23 protein-coding genes and 1 tRNA gene are annotated in these 21,627 nt (G+C 68.4%); 13 read left to right on the top strand and 11 right to left on the bottom strand.

The features are described 5' to 3' along the window. Nucleotide 1 precedes the first annotated feature (1 nt). Nucleotides 2-493: an FMN-binding protein gene (locus tag LFM09_RS22490; RefSeq protein ID WP_414098490.1), complete on the bottom strand. Its 492-nt coding sequence runs from the start codon at nucleotides 491-493 to the stop codon at nucleotides 2-4. Between the two features lie 14 nt (nucleotides 494-507). Then, nucleotides 508-1,866, bottom strand: a complete 1,359-nt coding sequence (locus LFM09_RS22485; protein ID WP_414098489.1) for a ferric reductase-like transmembrane domain-containing protein — start codon at nucleotides 1,864-1,866, stop codon at nucleotides 508-510. 136 nt (nucleotides 1,867-2,002) lie between these two features. Between LFM09_RS22485 and LFM09_RS22480 the strand changes: the two genes are divergently transcribed. Continuing rightward, nucleotides 2,003-2,701: a response regulator transcription factor gene (locus LFM09_RS22480; protein WP_196777709.1), complete on the top strand. Its 699-nt coding sequence runs from the start codon at nucleotides 2,003-2,005 to the stop codon at nucleotides 2,699-2,701. Nucleotides 2,702-2,709: 8 nt separating this feature from the next. Beyond that, nucleotides 2,710-4,110: a sensor histidine kinase gene (locus LFM09_RS22475; RefSeq protein ID WP_414098488.1), complete on the top strand. Its 1,401-nt coding sequence runs from the start codon at nucleotides 2,710-2,712 to the stop codon at nucleotides 4,108-4,110. Between the two features lies 1 nt (nucleotide 4,111). On the opposite strand, the gene mgrA is transcribed toward LFM09_RS22475, so the two are convergent. After that, nucleotides 4,112-5,140, bottom strand: coding sequence for an L-glyceraldehyde 3-phosphate reductase (gene mgrA / locus LFM09_RS22470; protein ID WP_414098487.1), 1,029 nt, complete (start codon nucleotides 5,138-5,140; stop codon nucleotides 4,112-4,114). Between the two features lie 40 nt (nucleotides 5,141-5,180). Here mgrA and LFM09_RS22465 point away from each other — a divergent pair, with 40 nt between their 5' ends. Further along, nucleotides 5,181-6,851: a hypothetical protein gene (locus tag LFM09_RS22465; protein WP_414098486.1), complete on the top strand. Its 1,671-nt coding sequence runs from the start codon at nucleotides 5,181-5,183 to the stop codon at nucleotides 6,849-6,851. A gap of 62 nt (nucleotides 6,852-6,913) precedes the next feature. On the opposite strand, the gene LFM09_RS22460 is transcribed toward LFM09_RS22465, so the two are convergent. After that, nucleotides 6,914-6,986 (bottom strand) — tRNA-Thr (locus LFM09_RS22460). Between the two features lie 260 nt (nucleotides 6,987-7,246). Here LFM09_RS22460 and LFM09_RS22455 point away from each other — a divergent pair. The 3 genes from LFM09_RS22455 to otsB all read left to right on the top strand — a co-directional run bounded on the left by LFM09_RS22455 (nucleotide 7,247) and on the right by otsB (nucleotide 12,676). Beyond that, nucleotides 7,247-8,593 (top strand): threonine/serine ThrE exporter family protein, encoded by a 1,347-nt coding sequence (locus LFM09_RS22455; RefSeq protein WP_414098485.1) that lies wholly within the window; start codon nucleotides 7,247-7,249, stop codon nucleotides 8,591-8,593. A 69-nt stretch (nucleotides 8,594-8,662) separates the two neighbouring features. Then, on the top strand, nucleotides 8,663-10,096 hold the full coding sequence (locus tag LFM09_RS22450) for an alpha,alpha-trehalose-phosphate synthase (UDP-forming) (RefSeq protein ID WP_414098641.1): 1,434 nt from the start codon (nucleotides 8,663-8,665) through the stop codon (nucleotides 10,094-10,096). A 48-nt stretch (nucleotides 10,097-10,144) separates the two neighbouring features. Then, nucleotides 10,145-12,676, top strand: coding sequence for a trehalose-phosphatase (gene otsB, locus LFM09_RS22445; protein ID WP_414098484.1), 2,532 nt, complete (start codon nucleotides 10,145-10,147; stop codon nucleotides 12,674-12,676). 42 nt (nucleotides 12,677-12,718) lie between these two features. Here otsB and LFM09_RS22440 read toward each other — a convergent pair whose 3' ends face one another. Both LFM09_RS22440 and LFM09_RS22435 read right to left on the bottom strand, forming a co-directional pair. Then, the gene (locus LFM09_RS22440) at nucleotides 12,719-13,117 is read right to left on the bottom strand and encodes an SRPBCC family protein (protein ID WP_414098483.1); all 399 of its coding nucleotides are present in this window, start codon (nucleotides 13,115-13,117) and stop codon (nucleotides 12,719-12,721) included. 1 nt (nucleotide 13,118) lies between these two features. Continuing rightward, nucleotides 13,119-13,472, bottom strand: a complete 354-nt coding sequence (locus LFM09_RS22435) for a VOC family protein (RefSeq protein WP_414098482.1) — start codon at nucleotides 13,470-13,472, stop codon at nucleotides 13,119-13,121. 243 nt (nucleotides 13,473-13,715) lie between these two features. Here LFM09_RS22435 and LFM09_RS22430 point away from each other — a divergent pair, with 243 nt between their 5' ends. Further along, a complete protein-coding gene (locus LFM09_RS22430; RefSeq protein WP_414098481.1) occupies nucleotides 13,716-14,477 on the top strand; it encodes a helix-turn-helix domain-containing protein in 762 nt (253 codons plus the stop codon). A gap of 1 nt (nucleotide 14,478) precedes the next feature. Here LFM09_RS22430 and LFM09_RS22425 read toward each other — a convergent pair whose 3' ends face one another. The 3 genes from LFM09_RS22425 to radA are packed head-to-tail and all read right to left on the bottom strand — an operon-like array spanning nucleotide 14,479 to nucleotide 16,661. After that, the gene (locus LFM09_RS22425) at nucleotides 14,479-15,012 is read right to left on the bottom strand and encodes a hypothetical protein (protein ID WP_414098480.1); all 534 of its coding nucleotides are present in this window, start codon (nucleotides 15,010-15,012) and stop codon (nucleotides 14,479-14,481) included. A 12-nt stretch (nucleotides 15,013-15,024) separates the two neighbouring features. After that, on the bottom strand, nucleotides 15,025-15,264 hold the full coding sequence (locus LFM09_RS22420) for a hypothetical protein (RefSeq protein ID WP_414098479.1): 240 nt from the start codon (nucleotides 15,262-15,264) through the stop codon (nucleotides 15,025-15,027). Nucleotides 15,265-15,275: 11 nt separating this feature from the next. Continuing rightward, complete coding sequence (radA, locus tag LFM09_RS22415; protein ID WP_414098478.1) at nucleotides 15,276-16,661, bottom strand: DNA repair protein RadA; 1,386 nt, start codon at nucleotides 16,659-16,661, stop codon at nucleotides 15,276-15,278. A gap of 111 nt (nucleotides 16,662-16,772) precedes the next feature. Here radA and LFM09_RS22410 point away from each other — a divergent pair, with 111 nt between their 5' ends. Further along, nucleotides 16,773-17,195 carry a hypothetical protein gene (locus LFM09_RS22410; protein WP_414098477.1) on the top strand — a complete coding sequence of 141 codons (423 nt, stop codon included), beginning with the start codon at nucleotides 16,773-16,775 and terminating at the stop codon, nucleotides 17,193-17,195. A gap of 55 nt (nucleotides 17,196-17,250) precedes the next feature. Here the strand turns inward: LFM09_RS22410 and LFM09_RS22405 are convergent, their stop codons facing one another. Next, on the bottom strand, nucleotides 17,251-18,033 hold the full coding sequence (locus LFM09_RS22405) for a hypothetical protein (RefSeq protein ID WP_414098476.1): 783 nt from the start codon (nucleotides 18,031-18,033) through the stop codon (nucleotides 17,251-17,253). 230 nt (nucleotides 18,034-18,263) lie between these two features. On the opposite strand from LFM09_RS22405, the gene LFM09_RS22400 reads away from it, so the two are divergent. Genes LFM09_RS22400 through LFM09_RS22385 form a run of 4 tightly spaced genes read left to right on the top strand, consistent with a single transcriptional unit; the run spans nucleotide 18,264 to nucleotide 20,331 of the window. Next, nucleotides 18,264-18,752: a CarD family transcriptional regulator gene (locus tag LFM09_RS22400; RefSeq protein WP_065915127.1), complete on the top strand. Its 489-nt coding sequence runs from the start codon at nucleotides 18,264-18,266 to the stop codon at nucleotides 18,750-18,752. A 39-nt stretch (nucleotides 18,753-18,791) separates the two neighbouring features. Continuing rightward, a complete protein-coding gene (gene ispD, locus LFM09_RS22395) occupies nucleotides 18,792-19,484 on the top strand; it encodes a 2-C-methyl-D-erythritol 4-phosphate cytidylyltransferase (protein ID WP_414098475.1) in 693 nt (230 codons plus the stop codon). After that, entirely contained in the window at nucleotides 19,481-19,975 is a 495-nt protein-coding gene (ispF, locus tag LFM09_RS22390; RefSeq protein WP_414098474.1) for a 2-C-methyl-D-erythritol 2,4-cyclodiphosphate synthase, read from the top strand. Before ispD ends, ispF begins: the two co-directional genes overlap by 4 nt. Beyond that, nucleotides 19,939-20,331 carry a PPOX class F420-dependent oxidoreductase gene (locus tag LFM09_RS22385; RefSeq protein WP_414098473.1) on the top strand — a complete coding sequence of 131 codons (393 nt, stop codon included), beginning with the start codon at nucleotides 19,939-19,941 and terminating at the stop codon, nucleotides 20,329-20,331. The genes ispF and LFM09_RS22385 overlap by 37 nt, the downstream gene beginning before the upstream one ends. Here the strand turns inward: LFM09_RS22385 and LFM09_RS22380 are convergent. Then, nucleotides 20,328-20,609 (bottom strand): DUF6191 domain-containing protein, encoded by a 282-nt coding sequence (locus tag LFM09_RS22380; RefSeq protein ID WP_414098472.1) that lies wholly within the window; start codon nucleotides 20,607-20,609, stop codon nucleotides 20,328-20,330. The two genes, LFM09_RS22385 and LFM09_RS22380, sit on opposite strands and share 4 nt — an antisense overlap. Nucleotides 20,610-20,661: 52 nt before the next feature. Here LFM09_RS22380 and LFM09_RS22375 point away from each other — a divergent pair, with 52 nt between their 5' ends. Continuing rightward, nucleotides 20,662-21,606: a toll/interleukin-1 receptor domain-containing protein gene (locus tag LFM09_RS22375; RefSeq protein ID WP_414098471.1), complete on the top strand. Its 945-nt coding sequence runs from the start codon at nucleotides 20,662-20,664 to the stop codon at nucleotides 21,604-21,606. Nucleotides 21,607-21,627 lie beyond the last annotated feature (21 nt).

The raw sequence follows: 21,627 nt of genomic DNA, 5'->3' as shown, positions 1-21,627 counted from the left end.
CCTACTGCGCTCCGTCGATCGCGGCCTGCAGCGACTGCTTGTAGCCCTCGGAGGTCGCGGTCGCACCGGACACCGTGTCGATGTCCGCGCTCTGCGCCTTCAGGGCCGACTCGCGCAGCAACGGCAGCGCCATCCTGGTCGGGTTGCTGTTGGGCGCCCGCAACGCCTTCACGTCGGTGATCTTGGTGCCCTGGAACGTGACCTGCACCTGCACGGTGCCTTCCGACGTGTTCACCGCCGGCCCGGAGACGTTGCGGGTCTGGGCCTGCTGCTGGGTCTGGGTCGGCTGCTGGGTCGGAGCAGCGGACCCGGTCGTCTTGGGTGCGGAGCCGGTGGTCTGCGGTGCCTGGGTTTGTGTCTGTGCTTGCTGCTGCTGGGTTTCCGGCGCGGCGACCTCGGTGAGCTCGCCCTCGTGGGCCGCGCCCGGCGTGTACAGCCAGACCGGGACCAGCCCCGCAACGCTCAGAGCCAGAACGGGAATTGCCCTCTTCACGTCGTCGGACCCTTTCAGTTGGCCAGCGCGAAGCGCTCGGCGTGGACCTGGTTGCTGGGCACTCCCAGTTCGGACAGGCTGCGGATGACCGCGCCGGTCATGCCGTTCGGGCCGCAGATGAAGACGTCGCGGTCCTGCACGTCCGGGACCAGCGCGGCGATGTTCTCCGGGCCGAGCAACGGACCGTTCGCGGTGATGGTCTTCGAGGAACCGGTGACCAGGCGCAACACCGCGCCCTTGGTCCTCGCGAGGCCTTCGAGCTCACGAAGCAGCACGGCCTCGCGCGGGTCGCTCACCCGGTACAGCACCACGACGTGGCCCTTGATCTCCTCCAGCAGCGCGCGGACCGGCGTGATGCCGACACCACCCGCGACGAGGAGCGCGTTCTGCTTGGTCTGGTGCATGGTCGTGAAGGCGCCGTACGGGCCCTCGGCGAACACGCGGGTGCCGACCTTGATGTTGCGGATGTCGGCGCTGCCGGTACCCAATGCCTTGGCGGTGAGCCGCAGGTACTTGCCGTTCGGCGCCGCGGACAGCGAGAACGGGTTGGCCTGCCACCAGCGGGCCTTGGTGAGGAAGCGCCACAGGAAGAACTGACCGGCCTTGGCGCCCAGCTTGTCCAGGTCCTTGCCCTCGATGTAGACCGACACGACGTTGTGCGCCTCGGGCACGACCGCGGCGACCCGGAACTGGTGACGCCAGTTGCGCCAGAACGGGAGCACCAACCGTCCGATCACGACAGACCCGATCGCGAACGCCCAGAGGCCCCACCAGTAGCCGGTGGCCAGGGCGGACTTGCGGAACGTGCTGCCGACCGCGACCTGGTGCGTGAACGCGAGGAAGATCGCGATGTAGGTGTAGAGGTGGATGAAGTGCCAGGTCTCGTAGGCCAGCTTGCGCCGCGCGAACCGGGCCGAGACCACGCCGACGACCATGATGATCGCCCACGCCACCAGCGCGCGGAGGATGCCCTCGAGCTCCGTGGCCTGGCGGATGATCTCGGCGATCGGGCCCTCGTCACCGGCGTTGCCGAACGCGATGAAGGTCAGGTGGCCGATCAGCATCCAGAAGATCGTGAAGCCGACCCAGCGGTGCCACGAGGTGAGCTTGTCCATGCCGAGTCGCTTGTCGAGCCACGGCAGGCGGGCGACCAGGAGCAGCTGGAACGCCATCGCGAGCGCGCCGTAGAGACCGGTCAGCCGGCCCAGGTTGACCAGCTTGTTCGAGCCGACACCCGCCGCGTTGAACAGGTACGTCACGAAAGCCGCGTTGGCCAGGAGGAACACGTACAGGCCGGCTTTGGCCAGCACCTTGTGCGGCGTCGCCCGGCCGGCCGGAGCCGGTCGCACGGGTTGCTGCAGGGTGGTCGTCACGGCGGGCTCCTCGGTCAGGGCGGTCTCGGTCGGTCGTTGTCGATCCTTGGCGTTCGAGCTGTGGCTCCGCTTTGCACGCGCTGTCGACTTCCTGTCGATCGAGCGCGGGGGCCACCAGGTGACGCACCATGAGCACGTGGACAAGGGGAACTCGGTTCGATTGCTCGTCGTCGACGACGAGCCGCACATCGCTGACCTGGTCGCGACGGTCGCCCGGTACGAGGGCTGGCAGGCCGCGACAGCGCTCAACGGCGAGGAGGCGCTCAGAGAGGCCGCCGAGTTCCAGCCGGACATCGTCGTGCTCGACCTCATGCTGCCTGACCTGGACGGATTCACCGTTCTTGATCGGATGCGGGCGGCCGGCGCGATGGTCCCCGTGGTGTTCCTGACGGCTCGTGACGGCACCGCAGACCGTGTGGCGGGACTCACTCGCGGCGGCGACGACTATCTCGTGAAACCGTTCTCCGTCGAAGAGCTGATGGCCCGTCTCAGGGCCGTCCTGCGCCGTTCGACAGGTCCGTCGTGGAAGCGATCTGTGCTGAAGGTCGCAGACCTCGTGATGGACGAGGACACGCGCGAGGTCCGTCGCACCGGCAAGTTGGTGACCCTCACACCGACCGAGTACGAGCTGCTGCGCTACCTGATGCGCCGCTCACCGGCCGTGCTCACGAAGGCCCAGATCCTCGACCACGTGTGGGAGTACGACTTCGGCGGCCGCTCGAACGTGGTCGAGCTGGTCATCTCCCACCTGCGCCGCAAGCTCGACGACGGCCGCGAGCCGTTGATCCACACCGTGCGCGGTGTGGGGTACGTGCTCCGCCGAGCAGCGGAGTGAAGCCCCGCATGAAGCCCATCAGCCAGTGGCGCCTGGGCACGCGTCTCGCCCTCGGCCTCGGTGCGCTGGCCCTGGCGGTGTTCCTGGTCGTCGGCACGATCCTGGTCACGTCCATGCGGACGTTCCTCGACGGCCAGCTCGACAAGCAGATGCAGGTGAGCCAGCAGAGCGCCGCCGACGAGGTGCGGCACTACGAGAAGGTCACCAAGATCCCGCAGGGCTGGTACTCGGTCGTCTACAAGATGCAGAACGGCGTCTTGCAGCCGAAGGCCGGCGAGCCGCCCAGGGACCGCGAGGAGATGGACGAGCTCGCGAAGCAGGCGCTGACGACCGAGGTCTTCTCGAACGAGTACCTGCGCGACGAGGGCCCGTTCCGGCTGCGTGCGTGCCCGATCGTCGACAACGAGATCGTGCTGGTCAGCGCCGCCCCGATGCACGACCTGAACTCGACCCTGACCCAGCTGATCACGGTCGGCGTGATCGCGTTCCTGCTCGCGCTGGTGACACTGGTCGTCGGCGGTCAGGCGTTGCTGCGCCGGGGTCTGCGGCCGTTGTCGGACATGTCCGACACCGCCCACGACATCGCCTCGCACGACCTGACCGACTCCGCCGACCTCGACGTCCGCGTGGACGGCAACGGCGGCGGCGTCGAGGTGGTGGAGCTGCGCGAGGCGTTCAACAAGATGCTCGCGCACATCGACTCGTCGCTGACCGCCCGAACCGCAGCCGAGCAGAGGCTGCGGCGGTTCATCGCGGACGCCTCTCACGAGCTGCGCACGCCGTTGACGTCGTTGCGCGGCTACGCGGACCTCTTCCGGTACGCGGCGGCCAACGAGCCGGGCGAACGCGAGAAGCACCTGGAGAAGCTGAGGTCGGAAGCGTCACGGATGAGCGTGCTGCTCGACGACCTGTTGTTGTTGGCACGCTTGGACTCCGCCGAGTCCGAACCGCCTCTGCGCCCCGAGGAGCTGGACCTGGCGGTGATCGCGGAGGCGGCAGCGGACGCGTTCCGCGCGGCCAGGCCGTCGCACGCGCTGGAGGTCGACGCCGACACCGTGACGATGCGCGCGGACGCGACCCGGCTGCGGCAGGTGCTCGACAACCTGCTGACCAACGCGGCCGTGCACACCCCGGCGGGCACTTCGGTGTCGTTGCAGGTGACGGCCGCGAACGGCCAGGCGGTGGTGAAGGTGAGAGACACCGGCCCCGGCATCCCGGAGACCGACCAGGCGCGGATCTTCGACAGGTTCTACCGCGTGGACAACTCGCGGACCCGCCAGCGCGGTGGCAGCGGCCTGGGCCTCGCCGTCGTGCAGTCGCTGGTGGAGGCGCACGGCGGCACGATCGAGCTGACCAGCCGGCCGGGGTCGACGGTCTTCACGATCCGTCTCCCCCGGCGGCTGATGTAGGTCAGTCGGCCTGGGAGCTCGTCGCCCAGAGATCGATACCCGACTCGACGGCGTGCTTGTCGATCGCGGCGAGCTCGTCGTCGGTCAGCGGCGGCGCCTGCAGGGCCGCGAGGTTCTGCTCCAGCTGGGTCACGGACGAGGCACCGATCAACGCCGACGTGACGCGCGGGTCGCGGATCGTCCAGGTCAGCGCGAGCTGGGCCAGGCTCTGCCCACGCGATGCCGCGATGTCGTTGAGAGCGCGGATGCGACCGAGGTTCTCGTCGGTCAGCAGGTCGGTCGACAGCGACTTGTTCTGCGCCGCACGGGAATCCGCCGGCACCCCGTTGAGGTACCGGTCGGTCAGCATGCCCTGCGCGAGCGGCGAGAACGCGATGCAGCCGGCCCCGACCTCCTCCAGCGCGTCCAGCAGCTCCGGCTCGATCCAGCGGTTGAGCATCGAGTACGACGGCTGGTGGATCAGCAACGGCACCCCGGCGCTCTTGAGCAGCTGCGCCGCCTCACGGGTCTTGGCCGGCGAGTAGGAGGAGATGCCGACGTACAGCGCCTTGCCCTGCTGAACGGCGGACACCAGCGCGCCCATCGTTTCTTCGAGCGGCGTCTCCGGGTCGAACCGGTGCGAGTAGAAGATGTCGACGTAGTCCAGGCCCATCCGGGTCAGCGACTGGTCGAGCGAGCTCAGCAGGTACTTGCGGCTGCCCCACTCCCCGTACGGGCCGGGCCACATGTCGTACCCCGCCTTGGTCGAGATGACGAGCTCGTCGCGGTACGGCCTGAGATCATCCTTGAGGATCTGCCCGAAGGTGATCTCCGCCGAGCCGTACGGCGGGCCGTAGTTGTTGGCGAGGTCGAAGTGCGTGACACCGAGGTCGAACGCCCTCCGCGCAATCCCGCGACCCAGCTCATAAGGCCGGTCGCCGCCGAAGTTGTGCCACAGACCGAGCGAGATGGCGGGCAGCTTGAGGCCGCTGCGGCCCGTCCGCCGGTAAGTCATCTGGTCGTAGCGCGCGCTATCCGCGAGGTAGGACATGGTGCCCACAATGTCACGCCCTAGTGAGACAGAGCAGGACATGAAGCGCGCTGCCGAGGTGGGCGAAGTGCTGGATCTCCGACGGCGCGGCGACAACGTGCTGCGCGCCACTGCGATCCGCGACCTGCTGCGTTCGGGGGACCTCGACCCGCGCGGTATCCGGGTCGTCGGCGCACGTGTCACGGGTCGTCTCGATCTCATCGACATCCAGATGCCGACATCGTTGGAGCTGGACAACTGCGTGTTCGAGGAGTCACCGGTACTCCTCGACACCGAACTGCGCTCTCTGACGTTCGACGAGTCCACGCTGCCGAGCATCGACGCGGCCGGACTGCGCGCCCGTTACTTCGGGATGCGGAACGCGCGCTGCACGGAGGGCGTGAACCTCGACAACGCATTCATCGACGGCCCGTTGCTGCTCCACGGCAGCAACGTCGGATCGATGTACGCGAGAGGATTGCGCGTCAGCCGGACCGTGTCGGCAGGTCGGCTGTTCGCCACGCAGGTCCAGCTCGAAGGCTGCGAGATCGGCGGCGATCTGCAGCTGACCCAGGCCGTGATCGTCAACGAGTCGGAAAGCGCTCTGATCCTCAACAACGCCAAGGTCATCGGCGACATCTATCTCAACCAGAGCTTCGTCAAAGCGGGCGGCGAGGGATGCGGGATGCTGATGCTCGACGCGACGGCCGGTGCTCTGTTCATGAGGGAAACAGTGGTTCGCTCGGCCACGCACAGCGCCGTCGGGCTCGACGGCAGCCAGTTCCGCGCCGACGTGCGGCTCGACGAAGGATTCGACGCGCGCTCGTGGGGCTCCGACTTCGGGACGATCCAGATGGTCAACGCCCGAGTGGGCGGCAACATGTTCATCTCCGGGTCTGTGCGCAACGACGAGGGCATCGCGGTGATCGTGCAGAAGTCGACGATCTCGGCGACCCTCGGCCTCGCTGGCACAGCAATCCAGGCCACCACCTCGCGGCCTGCCGTGGAGATGGACGACAACGTCGTTGGCGGCAACCTGGTGCTCCGGCCGGAGAAGCTCGTCAACCACGGCCGTGGCTATGACCTCAGCCTGTCGAACACCAAGGTCGGGGACCTTCTCAGACTCGACGTCCCGACGCTGCTGGAGAACGAGACCTTCACCGTGACGGTGAACGGCCTGACCTATCCCGAACCTCCCCGCGACACAGACGCGTGGCTCAGGATGCTGCGCGACCGCGCGTTCTCCTACTACGCCCAGCCGTACCAACAACTTGCCGCCGTCCACCGCGCCGCCGGCCACGAACACACCGCCCGCAAGGTCCTGATCGCCCAACAACGAGACCTCCGCCGCCGCGGCGACCCCGGCAACAAGCTGTGGCACTGGTTCCTGGGAGTCACCCTCGGCTACGGCTACAAGCCCTCCCGAGCGGTCGCCGGACTGCTCGCCACCTTCGTCCTGGCGCTCTGTCTCGTGTGGACAACGAATGCCTATAACGGCCTGTCCCCGGCCAAGGACCGCCCCGCCGACTCCTGTTCACCGGTGAACAGAATCAGTCTTGCGGCGGATCTCGCGATCCCGCTCGTGAAGCTCGGCGGCACACCGAGATGCGAACTGGCGAACGGCCCAGCCGGACAGTGGGCGACCGGAGCAGGCTGGGTCGTGCAGATCCTGGGCTGGAGCTTCGCCACATTGTCGGTCGCGGGCTTCACCGGACTCGTTCGCAAAAGCTGACGAAGTGTCACGCCGAAATGAGACGAGGGCCCGCCCACCTGGGCGAACCCTCTGCTCAATAGAGCCGGCGAGGGGAATCGAACCCCTAACCTTTCGCTTACAAGGCGAGTGCTCTGCCAATTGAGCTACGCCGGCCTGGCTCGTGTTCGCGAACATCGTAAGCGCCCGTTGCGGGTGCTACCTGCGGCGAACGGTCTGCTCTCAGTGTGATCGGATTGCTCCGACCGGAGGCAGACCAACCAACTGAGTGGATCAAAGCGTCGGGCTGACCGCCTTGACCAGGTCAGGAGGGTAACCAACGGACAGTGATCATGTCCTCCTTTTCGGGTCGCCCGATCGGAGGTGGCAGACGCCACAGCAACAGTCGAACGACTCCTCACGATCACACGACGGAGGTGCACAAGATTTCCGCGAACAACCTGCACGGCCCCGCGCTGCCCGATGACACCACTGTTCACCTGGTACTCGATCTCGCACTGAAGATCGGTGAGGTCCAAATGGCCAGCGGGGCGGGCGCGGCCGACGTAACAGCCACGATTCTCTCAGTCACCGAGAGCTATGGACTTCCGCACACCGAAGTCGACGTGATCTACACCTCTATCAGCGTGTCGTGTCATCGGGGAACGGACGCGCCCCCGATCACTGCGGTACGGGTCGTCCGGCAGCGCAGCCTCGACTACACGCGGCTGGCCGCCGTCGAACACCTCGTGCGCCACCTCGGGCCGATCGAGAACGCCCACGCCGAGCTCGAGGACATCACGAACGCCAAGCACCCGTACCCGCGCTGGGTCGCCACCGCCGCCTGGGCCGGCATGGCCGCGGCCGTCGCGTTCCTCGTCGGCGGCGGGTGGGAGCTCGCGATCACCGCCGGGATCGTCACCGCCGTGATCGACCGGGTCGGCCGCGTTCTGAACCGGCGTGCACTGCCGTTCTTCTTCCAGCAGCTCGTCGGCGGTGCGCTCGCCACAGGCGCGGCGCTGACTGTCTTCGCGACGCAGCTGCTGCCCAACGTCCGGCCGAGTCTGCTGGTCGCCGTCGGGATCGTCGTGCTGCTGTCCGGGCTCGCGCTGGTCAGCACCGTGCAGGACGCGATCTCCGGCTACAACGTCACCGCCGCCGGGCGCACCGTCGAGACCGTGCTGCTCAGCGCCGGCCTCATCGCGGGCGTCGCCATCGCGATCCGCACGGCCGTCCACTTCGGACTGGAGATCCGGCTCACCGACCCGTTGCCGCCGTTGATCTCCGCGGTGCCGATGCAGTTCGCGGCGGGCGCGGCGACCAGTGCGTTCTTCGCGCTCGCCTGTTATGCCCGGCCGCGCGCGCTCGTGGCCGCCGCCATCTCCGGCGCGATCGGCACCGCCGCGTACGGGCTCGTGACCAGCTTCGGCCTGGACGCGCTGCTCGGGTCCGCCGTGGCCGCCGCGATCACCGGGTTCGGCGGCGCGACGATGACCCGCCGGTTGCGCATCCCGACGTTGGTCGTCGTGCAGGCGGGCGTCGTGCCGCTGCTGCCAGGCTGGACCGTGTACCGGGGGCTGTTCCAGCTCACCGCGGAGGGTGATCCGGCCGGTTTGAGCACGTTGGTGTTCGCGAGTGGCATTGCTCTCGCTCTGGCCGGAGGTGTCGTGTTCGGCGAGTACCTGGCCCAGCCGGTGCGCACCGGACTGGGCCGTCTGGAGCGCAAGTTCGCTGGTCCGCGCATGTCCGGGCCGCTCAAACCCACCAAGCGTCGGTTGGAGTGAACGTCGCTGTGACAGGGGTTACACGACACGCCTCGGACACGTGCACGTACTAGCGTCGGAAATGTGAGCATCGACATTGGCGAGAACGGGGCGGAATTCGTAGTCGTGGCCAACCGGCTGCCGGTTGACCTGGAGCGCTTGCCCGACGGCACAGAGCGGTGGAAGCACAGCCCTGGAGGGCTGGTGAGCGCGCTCGAACCGTTCCTCCGCTCACACAGCGGTGCCTGGGTCGGCTGGCCCGGTGTCGCGGACGCCGACGTGTCGCCGTTCGAGGACGACGGACTGCTGCTGCACCCCGTGCCGCTGTCCGCCAAAGAGGTCGAGGACTACTACGAGGGCTTCTCCAACGGCACGCTCTGGCCGCTCTACCACGACGTCGTCGCCCAGCCCGCGTTCCACCGGCACTGGTGGAACTCCTACGTGCGGGTCAACCAGCGGTTCGCCGACGCGACTGCGAAGATCGCCGCGCAGGGCGCGACCGTGTGGGTGCAGGACTACCAGCTGCAGCTCGTCCCGGCGATGCTGCGCGAACAGCGACCCGACCTGAAGATCGGCTTCTTCCTGCACATCCCGTTCCCGCCGGTCGAGCTCTTCATGCAGCTCCCGTGGCGCACGGAGATCATCCGCGGCCTGCTTGGCGCCGACCTGGTGGGCTTCCACCGGCCCGGCGGCGCGCAGAACTTCCTCTGGCTGGCCCGCCGGCTCGTCGGCCTGGAGCCCAGCCGCGGGACCGTGGGTGTCAGGACCCGGCCAGGTGTCGTGCAGGTCGGCGACCGCACCGTGCGCGTGGGCGCGTTCCCGATCTCGATCGACAGCGCCGGCCTCGACGCGGTGGCCAGGCGCAAGGAGACGCAGGCCCGCGCGAAGCAGATTCGAGCGGATCTCGGCAACCCCAAGCGCATCCTGCTGGGTGTGGACCGTCTCGACTACACGAAGGGCATCGACGTCCGGATCCGCGCTCTCTACGAGCTGATCGCGGACGGACGCGTGGACCCGGAGGACGTCACGATGGTCCAGCTCGCGACGCCCAGCCGGGAGCGCGTCGACCACTACAAGACGATGCGCCAGGACATCGAGCAGTCCGTCGGCCGGATCAACGGCGAGTTCGGCCGGGTCGGCAAACCCGTCGTCCACTACCTCCACCAGTCGGTCAACCGCGAGGAACTCGTCGCGTTCATGAGCGCCGCCGACGTCATGGTCGTCACGCCGGTTCGTGACGGCATGAACCTGGTGTGCAAGGAATATGTAGCGTGCCGATATGATCTTGGTGGGGCGCTGGTGCTCAGTGAGTTCGCCGGCGCTGCCGCAGAACTGACCAGTGCGTTCCTGGTGAACCCCCATGATCTGGACGGTGTCAAGAACGCTCTGCAGGCCGCCCTCGACATCGATCCTGCTGAAGGCCGCCGTAGGATGCGCGCGCTGCGCCGCCAAGTCCTCACCCACGACGTTGACCGCTGGGCGAGGTCGTTCCTGGAGGCGTTGGGCACCCAGACCTCGGTCTGAATCCTTTCAGATCTTTCAAATGACCCATCGAGTGCTCCAGGAGGGGCGTTGACCGCCGAGGCCCTCCCCGCCGAACTGCGCCGAGCCATCGTGCAACTGGCCAGGACCCCGCGACTTCTCGTCGCCAGCGACTACGACGGAACACTCGCGCCGATCGTGAGCGACCCGGAGCAGGCACGCCCGCTCCCGGAGTCGGTGAACGCGCTGCGTTCTCTCGCGAGCCTGCACGAGACCACCTCAGCTGTGATCTCCGGTCGTGCGTTGCGCGACCTGGCCACACTCTCTCGCCTACCTGGCGAGGTCCACCTGGTCGGCTCCCACGGCTCGGAGTTCGACGTCGGCTTCGTCCACGCGCTGGACGCGAACGCCAAGGCGTTGCTGCGCCGCATCGAATCCGAGCTGGAAGAGATCGTCGACGGCCACGAGGGCGTGCACCTCGAGGTCAAGCCGGCCTCCGTCGCGGTGCACGTGCGCCGCGCCGCGAGCGAGGCCATCGGCGAGACGGTGCTGTCGGCCGTCCGCTCCGGCCCGTGCACCTGGGAAGGTGTGCAGGTCACCGAGGGCAAGGCCGTGATCGAGCTCGCGGTCGTCGAGACCGACAAGGGCCACGCCCTCGACATCCTGCGTCACCAGGTGGGCGCCACCGCGGCGATCTTCCTGGGCGACGACGTCACGGACGAGAAGGCGTTCGCGCGCCTGCACGGTCCGGACCTGGGCATCCGCGTGGGTGCCGGCGAGTCGCTCGCCCAGCACTACGTTCAGGACCCGGCCGACGTGGCCACCGTTCTCGCGTTCCTCCTGGAGGAGCGCCGGGCGTGGCTGCACGGCGACCAGGCCGTGCCGATCGAGCGTCTGACGATGCTCGCGAACGAGCGTTCCGTCGCGCTGGTGACGCCGGACGCCAAGGTCAACTGGCTGTGCCACCCAGAGCCGGACTCCGCGGCGATCTTCGCGGACCTGCTGGGCGGCCCGGCCGCGGGCCACTTCTCGATCAAGCCGGAGCACGGGTCGCTGCCGCTGGGCCAGCGCTACCTGCCGGGCACGATGATCGTGGAGACCCGCTGGTCACGGCTGCTGGTGACGGACTACCTGGAGCACGACGTCGCGTCGCACCGCACGGACCTGGTGCGCCGGATTTCGGGCTCGACCAACGCGGTGATCACGTTCGCGCCGCGTCCCGAGTTCGGTCAGGTGCCGGTGCGCCTGCTGCGCGAGCGCGACGGCCTGCGCGTGGTCGGCACCTCGGACCCGATGGTGCTGCGTTCGCCGGGCGTCGACTGGGAGATCACCTCCGACGGCGTCCAGGAGACCGCACGCGCCGTGGTCCGGCCGCGTGAGGGTGCGGCGGTGTTGCTGGAGCTGCGTTGCGGCACCGACGACATCTCCGAGCACGCCCTGGCCGAGTCCGTGCGTCGCGACCGTGCCGCCGGCTACTGGTCGGACTGGGCGGCGGGTCTCAAGTTGCCCCGCGTCCAGCCTGACCTGGTGCTGCGCTCCGCGCTGACGTTGCGCGGCCTGGTGCACAAGGACTCCGGCTCGATCATGGCCGCGGCGACCACGTCGTTGCCCGAAGAGCTGGGCGGTGTCCGCAACTGGGACTACCGCTACTGCTGGCTCCGCGACGGCGCGATGACCGCCGCCGCCCTGGTGTCGGTGGGCTCCTTCGCCGAGGCCGACGGCTTCCTGGCGTGGCTGCACGGCGTCCTGGAGACCATCCCCGGCCCGGAGCGCCTGCACCCGCTGTACACGTTGCAGGGCACGCAGCTCGGCGCCGAGGCCGTGATCGACACGCTGCCCGGCTACGCGGGCTCGCGTCCGGTGCGCGTCGGCAACCTGGCCAACCAGCAGGTGCAGCTCGACGTGTTCGGCCCGGTCGTCGACCTGGTCGTGCAGCTGGCTTCCGCGCGTGGGTCTCTTTCGGATGCCGACTGGGCGATGGTCCAGGCGATGGCCGAAGCCGTCTCGCGGCGCTGGCACGAGCCCGACCACGGCATCTGGGAGGAGCGGCACGCGCCGCGCCACCACGTGTACTCCAAGGTCATGTGCTGGCTGACCATCGACCGCGCGATCAAGCTCGGCGAGCAGTTCGGCCGCGCTCTCGACCCGTCGTGGGTGCCGTTGCGCGACACGATCGCCACGGACGTGCTGAAGAACGGCTGGAACGACGAGGTCCAGTCCTTCACCACGGCCTACGACGGCGACGACCTGGACGCGGCTTCGCTGTTCGTCGGCTTGTCGGGGTTGATCGACCCGGCCGACGAGCGGTTCCAGTCGACCGTGACGGCGATCGAAGCGGAACTGCGGTCGGGTTCAACCGTGTACCGCTACCACCGCGACGACGGTCTGCCGGGCGACGAGGGCGGCTTCCACCTGTGCGCCGCGTGGATGATCGAGGCATATCTGCTCACGGGTAGGCGGACGGAGGCCGAGGAGCTGTTCGGCCAGATCGTCGCCGCTGCAGGCCCCACCGGCCTGCTGCCGGAGGAGTACGACCCGGTGGCCGAGCGCTCGCTGGGCAATCACCCGCAGGCGTACTCGCACCTGGGCCTGATCCGCTGCGCCCAGCTGTTGTCCCAGTGATCTGACCGCACGCGGGGAGCTTTCGTGCTCCCCGCGTGCGTTTCACAGTGCGTCGAGCGTCTGCTTGATGACCTTCAGGCCGTGTTCCATCGCATCGGCCATCGGCTCGGCCAGTGCGTCGGGAAGCACGTCCCGCGTCCACACCAGCCTGGATCGCTCGCCTTCCTCGAACACCTGCATCACGGCGTTGTCGTGTTCTGGCGTGACGCTGCCGCTGATCACCGAGTAGACGAGCCTGCGCGCGTCGTGGTCGACGGTGACCGGCCGCTCGCGCACTTTCACGCCGTCAGCGAAGGTGACGACCCGGCACTCGCCGTCCAGTCGCGTGTCCTCGACGAACCCCGGCGCCATGCGCGACGGTCCCGTGGCGAACTCACCGATCACCGCCCACACCTCCTGCGCGCCGGCCTCGATCACGATCTCCTGGTAGATGGACGCCACGTCACACCGCCAGGCACAGCAGGTGCCCCTGCGGGTCGGCCAGCACGGTCCACGAGCCTTCCCCGGGCTGGAACTCGGGCTTGGTCGCACCCAGTGCGAGCAGTTGCTTGACCGCCAGATCGAGGTCCGCGACCTGGAAGTCCAAGTGCGCTTGCTTGTCGGTGCCGGGCCAACCCGGCGGCTCGTACCCCTCCACCCGCACGAACGCGATCTGCACACCCTCGTCCCCCAGGTAAACGCTGTCCGCGTCGCTGGAGATCACCTTCCACCCGGTGACCGCGCGGTAGAACTCGGCGAGCGGCACGGGGTCGGCGCAGTCGAGGACGATCGTGGTGAGCTGGGCCAATGCGGTCATGATCTGCACTCCTCCGGTTCGGTGCACACCAGCCTTCCGCCCCGCCACCGACAGGTCTTGAAGATCCTTGCGGGAGTTGTCAGCCCTCGGCCGCAACCTGCGGGCGCGCTGCCCTCCGCCAGGTCTTGAAGATCCACGCGAGACCTGCCAGACCCCCACCCCAACCCGCGAACCACGCCACCCCCCACCAGCTCCTGAAGATCCACGCGGGAATTGTCAGACCCCCGGCCTAACCTGCGGGGTGTGCTGTCCTTCGTCGACCTGGCGGCCAGCCCGGAGTTCACCGTCTCGTCGGTGGACTGCCACGACGACCACCGAGGCTGGTCGGCCGAACAACCGCGCGCCGACGTGCGGCTCGTGCTCGTGCGCCGCGGTGGTTTCCGCCGCCGGGTCCGCGGCATCACCACCGACCTTGATCCCACGGTCGGCTACCTGGGCCTACCCGGCGAGGAAGAGCACTTCGCGCACCCCGCGGGCGGCGACGTCTGCACGTCGATCAGCCTGACCCCGCACCTGTGGCGCACCATGGCCGGCGACACACCCCGCCTGGACGGCTCATCGCTGTACATCGACGCCAGGCTCGACCTGGCCCACCGCCGCCTCCTGGCCCACCGCCCCGCCCTGGCTCACGACCACCCCCGGGCCACCGCGGACGACGAGAGCCTCGTGGGCTTGGTCGCCGCGGCCATCCACCAGCTCGTGGCGACGACCACCCCGGACACCGGCACCGCGGGTGACCGAGCCCTGGTCGGCCGAGCCCGCGAAGTGATCGGCAACGGCGGCGGCACCACCCTGATCTCGCTGGCCGACCTGCTGGGCGTGTCGCTGACCCGCTACCGCAACCGCGTCCGCGTGGCCCGTGCGCTCGACCGCCTGGAAGCCGGCGAACCGAGCCTCGCCGCCCTGGCTGCCGACCTGGGCTTCGCAGACCAGGCGCACCTGTGCCGGACGGTGCGTGAACACGTCGGCCACACCCCGACAGCCCTGCGCAGACTGCTGGCCTGACTCACGGCCGCGGCGGCACCCGCTCGACAACCCTCGCCGTGCCAGGCGAACGGCCGTCCAGCGCGATCACATCACCCCGGACGAGATGCGCCCACGCCGGCGGCACGAACGGTCGCAGGCGCGCCAGGCCGCGTTCCCCCGGCCCCAGCACCGGCTTGGACTCGATCCACAGCGCGGCAACGCGGCGCTCGTTGCCCGTCAGGTCCCACATCGGCCGTTCTCCCCTGGCCGGCAACGGTTCCGCGTCGTGCGCAAGGACCAGTTCGACTCGCAGCAGGCCTTGGATCGACTCCACGCACCGCCACTGGAACCAGGCCTCGTCGGCCTCCAGCTGGACCGCCGCCTCGGCCAGCAGGGCCCAGTAGCGCGGGGTCTGCCAGGTGTTGCCGGTGTACTCGCCCAGCAGGTCGAGCACCAGCTCCCACTCCTCGTGGTCGAGGTGGTCGAGGACGTCCTCGCTCTGCACCTCTGCCGGAACCAGGCCCGCGGCGAAGCGCAGCAGCTCACCTATCTCGCGGTCGTGTCTCCCCAACACCCGCGTATTCGATCACGGGTGCCCAACGCCCGGTTCATCGCGGGCGAGTTGTTCGAGGGCGTCGACCAGCACGTCCTGCAGCGCCTCGTCGGACTCCTTGCGGTGCGCCCACACCGGAGCGTTCCGCACGACCTCCCGCGCCTCGCCGAGGGATGTGCCGAACGCCGTGCGCCAAGCGATGATGCTCTCCGGCAGCGACAGCACACCCACCGCTGAAGTGCGGAAGACCTGCCCCGGCAAACCTGACGTCAAAGGAGAAGGGCTTACTCCTCCTCGCTCTTCACGCTGCGCAGCCGCCGGTTCAGACCCAGCACGTCCAGCGCCGAAACCAGGTCGTGGGCCACCAGCGCCCGCACCCCGTCGGGCAGCGGTCCGTGATCCGGCGGCACCAAAGCCTTCTTGAACCCCAGCCGCGCCGCCTCGGTCAGCCGCTTGCCGACCCCGTTGACCCGCCGGATCTCACCGGCCAGCCCCACCTCACCCAGCACCACGAGGTCAGCCGGCAGCGCGATCTCCCGTTCGGCTGAGGCCACCGCCAGCACGACGGCGAGGTCTGCGGCCGGCTCCACCAGGCGCATGCCGCCCACGGTCGCGGTGAACACGTCCTTCTGGAACAGGTTGACCTTGCCGCGCTTCTCCAGCACCGCCAGCGCCATCGAGATCCGCGCGGAGTCCAGGCCGCTGACCGCGCGCCGCGGTGCCGGCAGGTTCGTCTTGGCCACCAACGCCTGCACCTCGCCGAGCATCGGGCGCTTGCCCTCGACGATCACCGTCACGCAGGTGCCCTCGACGGCCTTCTCCCGGCGCGTCAAGAAAAGACCGGACGGGTCCGGCACGCCCACGATGCCGTCGTCGCGCAGCTCGAAGCAGCCCACCTCGTCCGCCGCGCCGTAGCGGTTCTTGATGCCGCGCAGCAGCCGCAGCGACGAGTGCCGGTCGCCCTCGAACTGCAGCACCACGTCGACGAGGTGCTCCAGAACCCTGGGCCCCGCAACGGATCCGTCCTTGGTGACGTGGCCGACCAGCACGACCGGCAGGCCGCGTTCCTTGGCCATCGCGATCAGCCCGGAGGCGACGGTGCGCACCTGCGTCACGCCGCCCGGCACGCCCTCGACGCTCACCGTCGACATGGTCTGGATCGAGTCGACGATCAGCATGGACGGTTTGACGGCGTCGACCTGGCCGAGCAACGCGCTGAGCTCGCTCTCGGCGGCCAGGTACATCTCGGCGTGCAGGTTGCCGGTCCGCTCGGCGCGCAGCCGCACCTGCCCCGCGGACTCCTCGCCCGTGACGTAGAGACAGCGGCCGTGCGACTCGGCCCAGCGGTGCGCGGCCTCCAGCAGCAACGTCGACTTGCCGACGCCCGGCTCGCCCGCCAGCAGCACCACGGCACCCGGCACCAGGCCGCCGCCGAGCACCCGGTCGAACTCGCTGACACCGGTCGACAGCGCACGGGCCGACTCGATGTCGACCTCGCCGATCGGGCGCGCCGCCGACGTCGGTGCACCCGCCACCACACGGGTCGCCGACGCGGTACCGCGTTCCTCGATGCTGCCCCACGCCTGGCACTCGGGGCAGCGGCCGAACCACTTCGCCACCTCGTGCCCGCACTCGGCACAACGGAAGATCGGCCGCGCTGTCTTCGCCACGGATCGAACGTTAGAGCAGACCCCTGACAAAAAAGTTCTCGCGGGCTTGTCGATCCGGCGGGGAGCCCGTTCGACGCATCAGTGGAAGGACACAACAGCCTGGAGGACACCGTGACCACGCAGACCCAGCCCAAGACCCGCAAGCTCGGCCGCTACGCCACCGTCGTCACCCGCGTGCTGACCGGCCTGCTGTTCGCCACGACCGGCCTGAACGGCTTCCTGATGTTCATGCCCGCACCGGACCCCAGCACGATGGCACCCGAAGGTGTGGCGTTCAGCGGCGCTCTCTACGCGACCGGCTACATGCTGCAGCTCGCGTCCGGTGTGCAACTGCTGTCCGGCATCCTGCTGATCGTCGGCCGGTTCGTCCCGCTGGCGCTCGCGATGCTGGCCCCGATGGTCGTGAACATCTTCCTGTTCCACGTCTTCCTGGAGCCGGCCGGTACCACCGTGGCGGTCCTCGTCGTCGCCGCCGAGATCGGTCTGGCCTGGGCCTACCGCGACAAGTTCCGCCCCATGCTCAAGGCCGCCTGAGCACCAAAAACGCCGCCCCCTCACGAAGAGGGAGCGGCGTTTTCGCGTACGAGGATCAGTGACCGCCGGACTCGTGGCCCTCGCTCACGCGCTTGTGCTCGGACGCCGCCATCGGCACCTCAAGGGTGACCGAACCGGCCTTCTCGAACACGAATGTGATCTTGATGGTCTGCGCGGCCACCACGTCGCGGTTGATCTTCTTCAGCGTGCAGCGGACCTGCAGCACCTCCAGGTCGTCCGGCACCGCGGCCGACGACGAGGTCGGCGAGACCGAGGACGAACCGGAAGGGCGACCCGAGGACGACGCGGCAGAAGACGGCGCACCGGACGACGACGGCGTCACAGAACCCGACGTCGGGGCGACCGACGAGGACGAAGGCGCACCGGAGGTCGGAGAGACCGAAGAAGGCGCGTGCGACGACGACGGGGCGTGCGACGAGGAAGAGGGCGCGGAGGTCTTCGTCGGCGCCTTGGACGCGTCGTACTCGGCCTGCAGCGCGTAGCGGGCCGGGATGTCCTTGCCACCCAGGACCTCGGCCTCGCCCTCGGCGGCGTCGGACTTGATCGACAGCAGCTTGTCCGGGTTCTCACCCGTGTTCGCGATGACGAACGTCAGCGGCACGTCGTCACCGTCGTGGTAGCGGTTCCCGTCCGGCGGGAACGCCAGCATCACGTTGCGCACCGCGATCGGGCCCGCGTTGCCGCTCGCACCGTCGACGGCGGCGACCTGGGTGTCGGTCTGGGTGACCTGACCGGCGCTGCAGCCGACCGCCACCAGGCCGAGGCCCGCGGCCAGCGCTGCCGTCACGATCATCCGGCGAGACACTCCTGAGTTCACGGCTCCAGCGTCCTTCCTAGGGAACAACCACCAGGCAAGGAGCCTAACCGGGGGCCCGAAAGCCGACTCGACGTGGTGCCATTCGATCTTGACAAGGCCGTACGTTGCACGCAAACAGGTGGTTTGTCAACCCCCCGCATGGCCCTGACCAGCGCTAACGGATCATCGACCTGCGTCAGGAGGGTTGCTGGACGTGTTAGGATGGAGGCAGCGAAAGGGGCAGAGGACACATGGTTTTCAAGGTCGGAGAGACCGTCGTCTACCCGCACCACGGTGCCGCTCTCATCGAAGCAATCGAGACCCGCGTGATCAAGGGCGAGGAGAAGAAGTACCTCGTTCTCAAGGTGGCGCAGGGCGACCTCACCGTTCGGGTTCCCGCTGACAACGCCGAGATCGTGGGCGTTCGTGACGTTGTCGGCCAGGAAGGGCTCGACCGGGTCTTCGAGGTCTTGCGTGCTCCCCACACCGAGGAGCCGACCAACTGGTCTCGGCGGTACAAGGCCAACCTTGAGAAGCTCGCCTCCGGCGACGTGAACAAGGTTGCGGAAGTGGTGCGCGACCTCTGGCGGCGCGAGAAGGATCGCGGGTTGTCCGCCGGCGAGAAGCGGATGCTGGCGAAGGCGCGGCAGATACTGGTCAGCGAGCTGGCGCTGGCCGAGGGCACCGACGAGGACAAGGCCGAGGTTCTCCTCGACGAAGTTCTCGCCACAGCGTCGTAGTTCTAAAAATCACAAACAGAGCATCGGATAACGCCGCACATGAGTGTTGTCGCGCTCGTGCCTGCGGCAGGGCGGGGTGAGCGTCTGGGCTACGGGATGCCCAAGGCGCTCGTGCCGGTCAACGGAGTACCGCTCTTGACCCGTGCCGTGCAAGGTCTGTTCGCGTCAGGCCAGGTTCAGCACGTCGTCATCGCCGCTCCACCGTCCGATGTGGATCTAGTGCACACCGCAACCGCCTCGCTGGCTCCGGCCGGCGGGGCGGTGCACGTGCTTTCTGGGGGCGCCGAACGCACCGACTCGGTGCGACTCGCCCTCGAACACGCGCTCCGCGTGATTCCGGACACCTCGATCGTGCTGGTTCACGACGCTGCCCGTGCCTTCACACCTCCCCAGGTGATCGCCGACGTCGTCGCCGCGGTGCGCGACGGGCACGACGCCGTCATCCCGGTGCTGCCGGTCACCGACACGATCAAGCAGGTGGACGAGGTCGGAGTAGTCGTCTCCACACCTGACCGGGCCGGTCTGCGGGTCGTGCAGACCCCGCAGGGATTCCGCGCCGAGACTCTCAAAGCCGCCTATTGCTCCGGTATTGCCGCGACTGATGACGCTGGTCTTGTGGAGAAGAACGGCGGCCAGGTCCACACGGTTCCCGGGCACGCGCACGCCATGAAGATCACCACCCCGTTCGACCTCGCGGTCGCGGAGGCACTGTTCACAGGAGACCAAGCGTGAGAATCGGCCAGGGCGTCGACGTCCACCCGATCGAGGCAGGTCGCGAGTGCTGGATCGCCGGACTGCTGTGGGAGGGGGTCGACGGTTGCGCCGGCCACTCCGACGGCGACGTCGCCGCGCACGCGTTGTGCGACGCGCTGCTGTCCGCCGCGGGCCTCGGTGACCTGGGCGCCGTCTTCGGCACGTCCGATCCGCGCTGGGCAGGCGCGCACGGCGTGGACTTCCTCACCGAGGTGCGCCGCCTCGTCGAGGAGGCCGGTTTCCGTGTGGGAAACGCCACAGTGCAGGTGATCGGCAACCAGCCGCGCGTCGGCAAGCGCCGCGAAGAGGCGCAGAAAACGCTTTCCGAAGCCGTCGGCGGCCCGGTCTCCGTGGCCGGCACCACCACCGACGGGCTCGGTCTCACGGGTCGGAACGAGGGAATCGCGGCGATCGCCACGGCGTTGCTGATGCCATGGCCACCCTCACCGAACCACAGCGCACTCTCCTAGACAGCGCGAACTACGCCACCGTCGCGACGCTCACCAAGGACGGCAGCCCGCAGACCTCGGTCGTGTGGATCAAGCGCGACGGAGACGACGTGCTGTTCTCGACCGTCGTCGGCCGCGCGAAGGAAGTTCACCTCAAGCGCGACCCGCGGGTCAGCATCACCGTCATCAACAAGGACAACCCGTACGAGTACACGGAGTTCCGCGGTGACGCGTCGCTGACGACCGAGGGCGGGTTCGACCTCATCAACGAGCTGTCGCACAAGTACATCGGCAAGGACTACCCAGGCGACGTCGGCACGGACAACGTGCGCGTGATCGTCCGCGTGAAGGTCTCCAAGACGACGGGCAACCTCTAGTCGGGGAGCTTGAGCACGGCCTTGCCGCCGTCGAGGTCCACCCGGCTTCGCGGCGGCGCGCCGTCACCCTCCTCGTCCCGCAGCTGCCGTTCCTCCTTGCGGTACTCGATCTCCTCGCGCTTGCCCATCTCGAACGTCGCCCCGAGCTCACCGATGCCGGCCGTGGCCATCGGCGTGCCCTTCTTCTTGCCGCGCACGAACCGTTCGAACATCGCGAGCACGAACAGAGCCGCCACCAACGCCGGTAACGACATCGCGAAGAGGAACCCCAGGCTCATACCTGAACAACTCGCCGCCGAGCACTGTGGTTCCCGCCACTAACATCACGGCGTGCCCAAGTACGACGTGTGTCTCTCGTTCGCCGGTGAAGACCGTCCCTACGTCGAAGAGGTTGCCCGCCACCTCACGGAACTGGGTGTGTCCCGGTTCTACGACACGGACGAGCAGGCCGATCTCTGGGGCAAGAACCTGGTCGAGCACCTCGACCAGATCTACCGCAAGGAATCGCGCTACTGCGTGATGTTCGTGTCGCAGCACTACGCGCGGAAGATGTGGACCAAGCACGAGCGGCAGGCCGCGTTCGACCGCGCCCTGGTCTCCGACACCGAGTACGTGCTGCCTGCGCGGTTCGACGACACCGAGCTCCCCGCGCTGCGGGTCGGCACCGGCTACCTCGACCTGCGCAACCGCACCCCGCGCGAGCTGGCCGAGCTGATCGCGCAGAAGGTGGGCACCCAGGTCCCCCCACCACCGGCCGGCTGGGAGTACCAGCTGTTCGCGGAGACCGTGACGCTGAACCTGGGCAAGCTCAAGGAGAAGAAGCTCGACCACGAGATGGCCTTCGGCGCGCACATGCGCACGTTCACCAGTGACACCGAGGCGCTGGACTACTTCACCGCCCGCACCCGCGCGTTCGACGACATCATCAACAACGTCGCGGACGTGCTCTCGACGGGCAGACAGCAGTGGGCGTTCGGCCCGGCCGGGCGCAAGGGCGACGCCGACAAGATCAAGCACCTGGCCTCGCTGTTCGTGAAGGCGTACGAGAACCTGCTGGACTGGGCCGCCGACCTGCGCGGCACCTCGACGCCGGAACGCCACCGCGCGCTCTACGCGGCCACCGCACGGCTCGCCGACCAGCCGTTGAAGCAGATCGACCAGTTCGTCGAGGAGTTCGCCACCGCCGCCACGCGCGGGGCGGGTGATCTGCGGCTGACCATCTCCTACGACCCGGCCGACGTGGAGGCCGAGCTCACAAAGGTCCAGACCACATAGGCGCCGAGAACGTAGAGTCGG

It is taken from the genome of Lentzea alba, from assembly GCF_047445655.1.
Taxonomy (GTDB): Bacteria; Actinomycetota; Actinomycetes; order Mycobacteriales; family Pseudonocardiaceae; genus Lentzea; species Lentzea alba_A.
This window is presented reverse-complemented; position numbering and strand designations above follow the sequence as displayed.

Coding starts and splice junctions, on each gene's coding strand:
- LFM09_RS22475 (WP_414098488.1), top strand. CDS start 2,710: ATGAAGCCCATCAGCCAGTGGCGCCTGGGCACGCGTCTCGCCCTCGGC.
- mgrA (WP_414098487.1), bottom strand. CDS start 5,140: ATGTCCTACCTCGCGGATAGCGCGCGCTACGACCAGATGACTTACCGG.
- LFM09_RS22465 (WP_414098486.1), top strand. CDS start 5,181: ATGAAGCGCGCTGCCGAGGTGGGCGAAGTGCTGGATCTCCGACGGCGC.
- LFM09_RS22435 (WP_414098482.1), bottom strand. CDS start 13,472: ATGACCGCATTGGCCCAGCTCACCACGATCGTCCTCGACTGCGCCGAC.
- LFM09_RS22400 (WP_065915127.1), top strand. CDS start 18,264: ATGGTTTTCAAGGTCGGAGAGACCGTCGTCTACCCGCACCACGGTGCC.
- ispD (WP_414098475.1), top strand. CDS start 18,792: ATGAGTGTTGTCGCGCTCGTGCCTGCGGCAGGGCGGGGTGAGCGTCTG.
- LFM09_RS22385 (WP_414098473.1), top strand. CDS start 19,939: ATGGCCACCCTCACCGAACCACAGCGCACTCTCCTAGACAGCGCGAAC.
- LFM09_RS22380 (WP_414098472.1), bottom strand. CDS start 20,609: ATGAGCCTGGGGTTCCTCTTCGCGATGTCGTTACCGGCGTTGGTGGCG.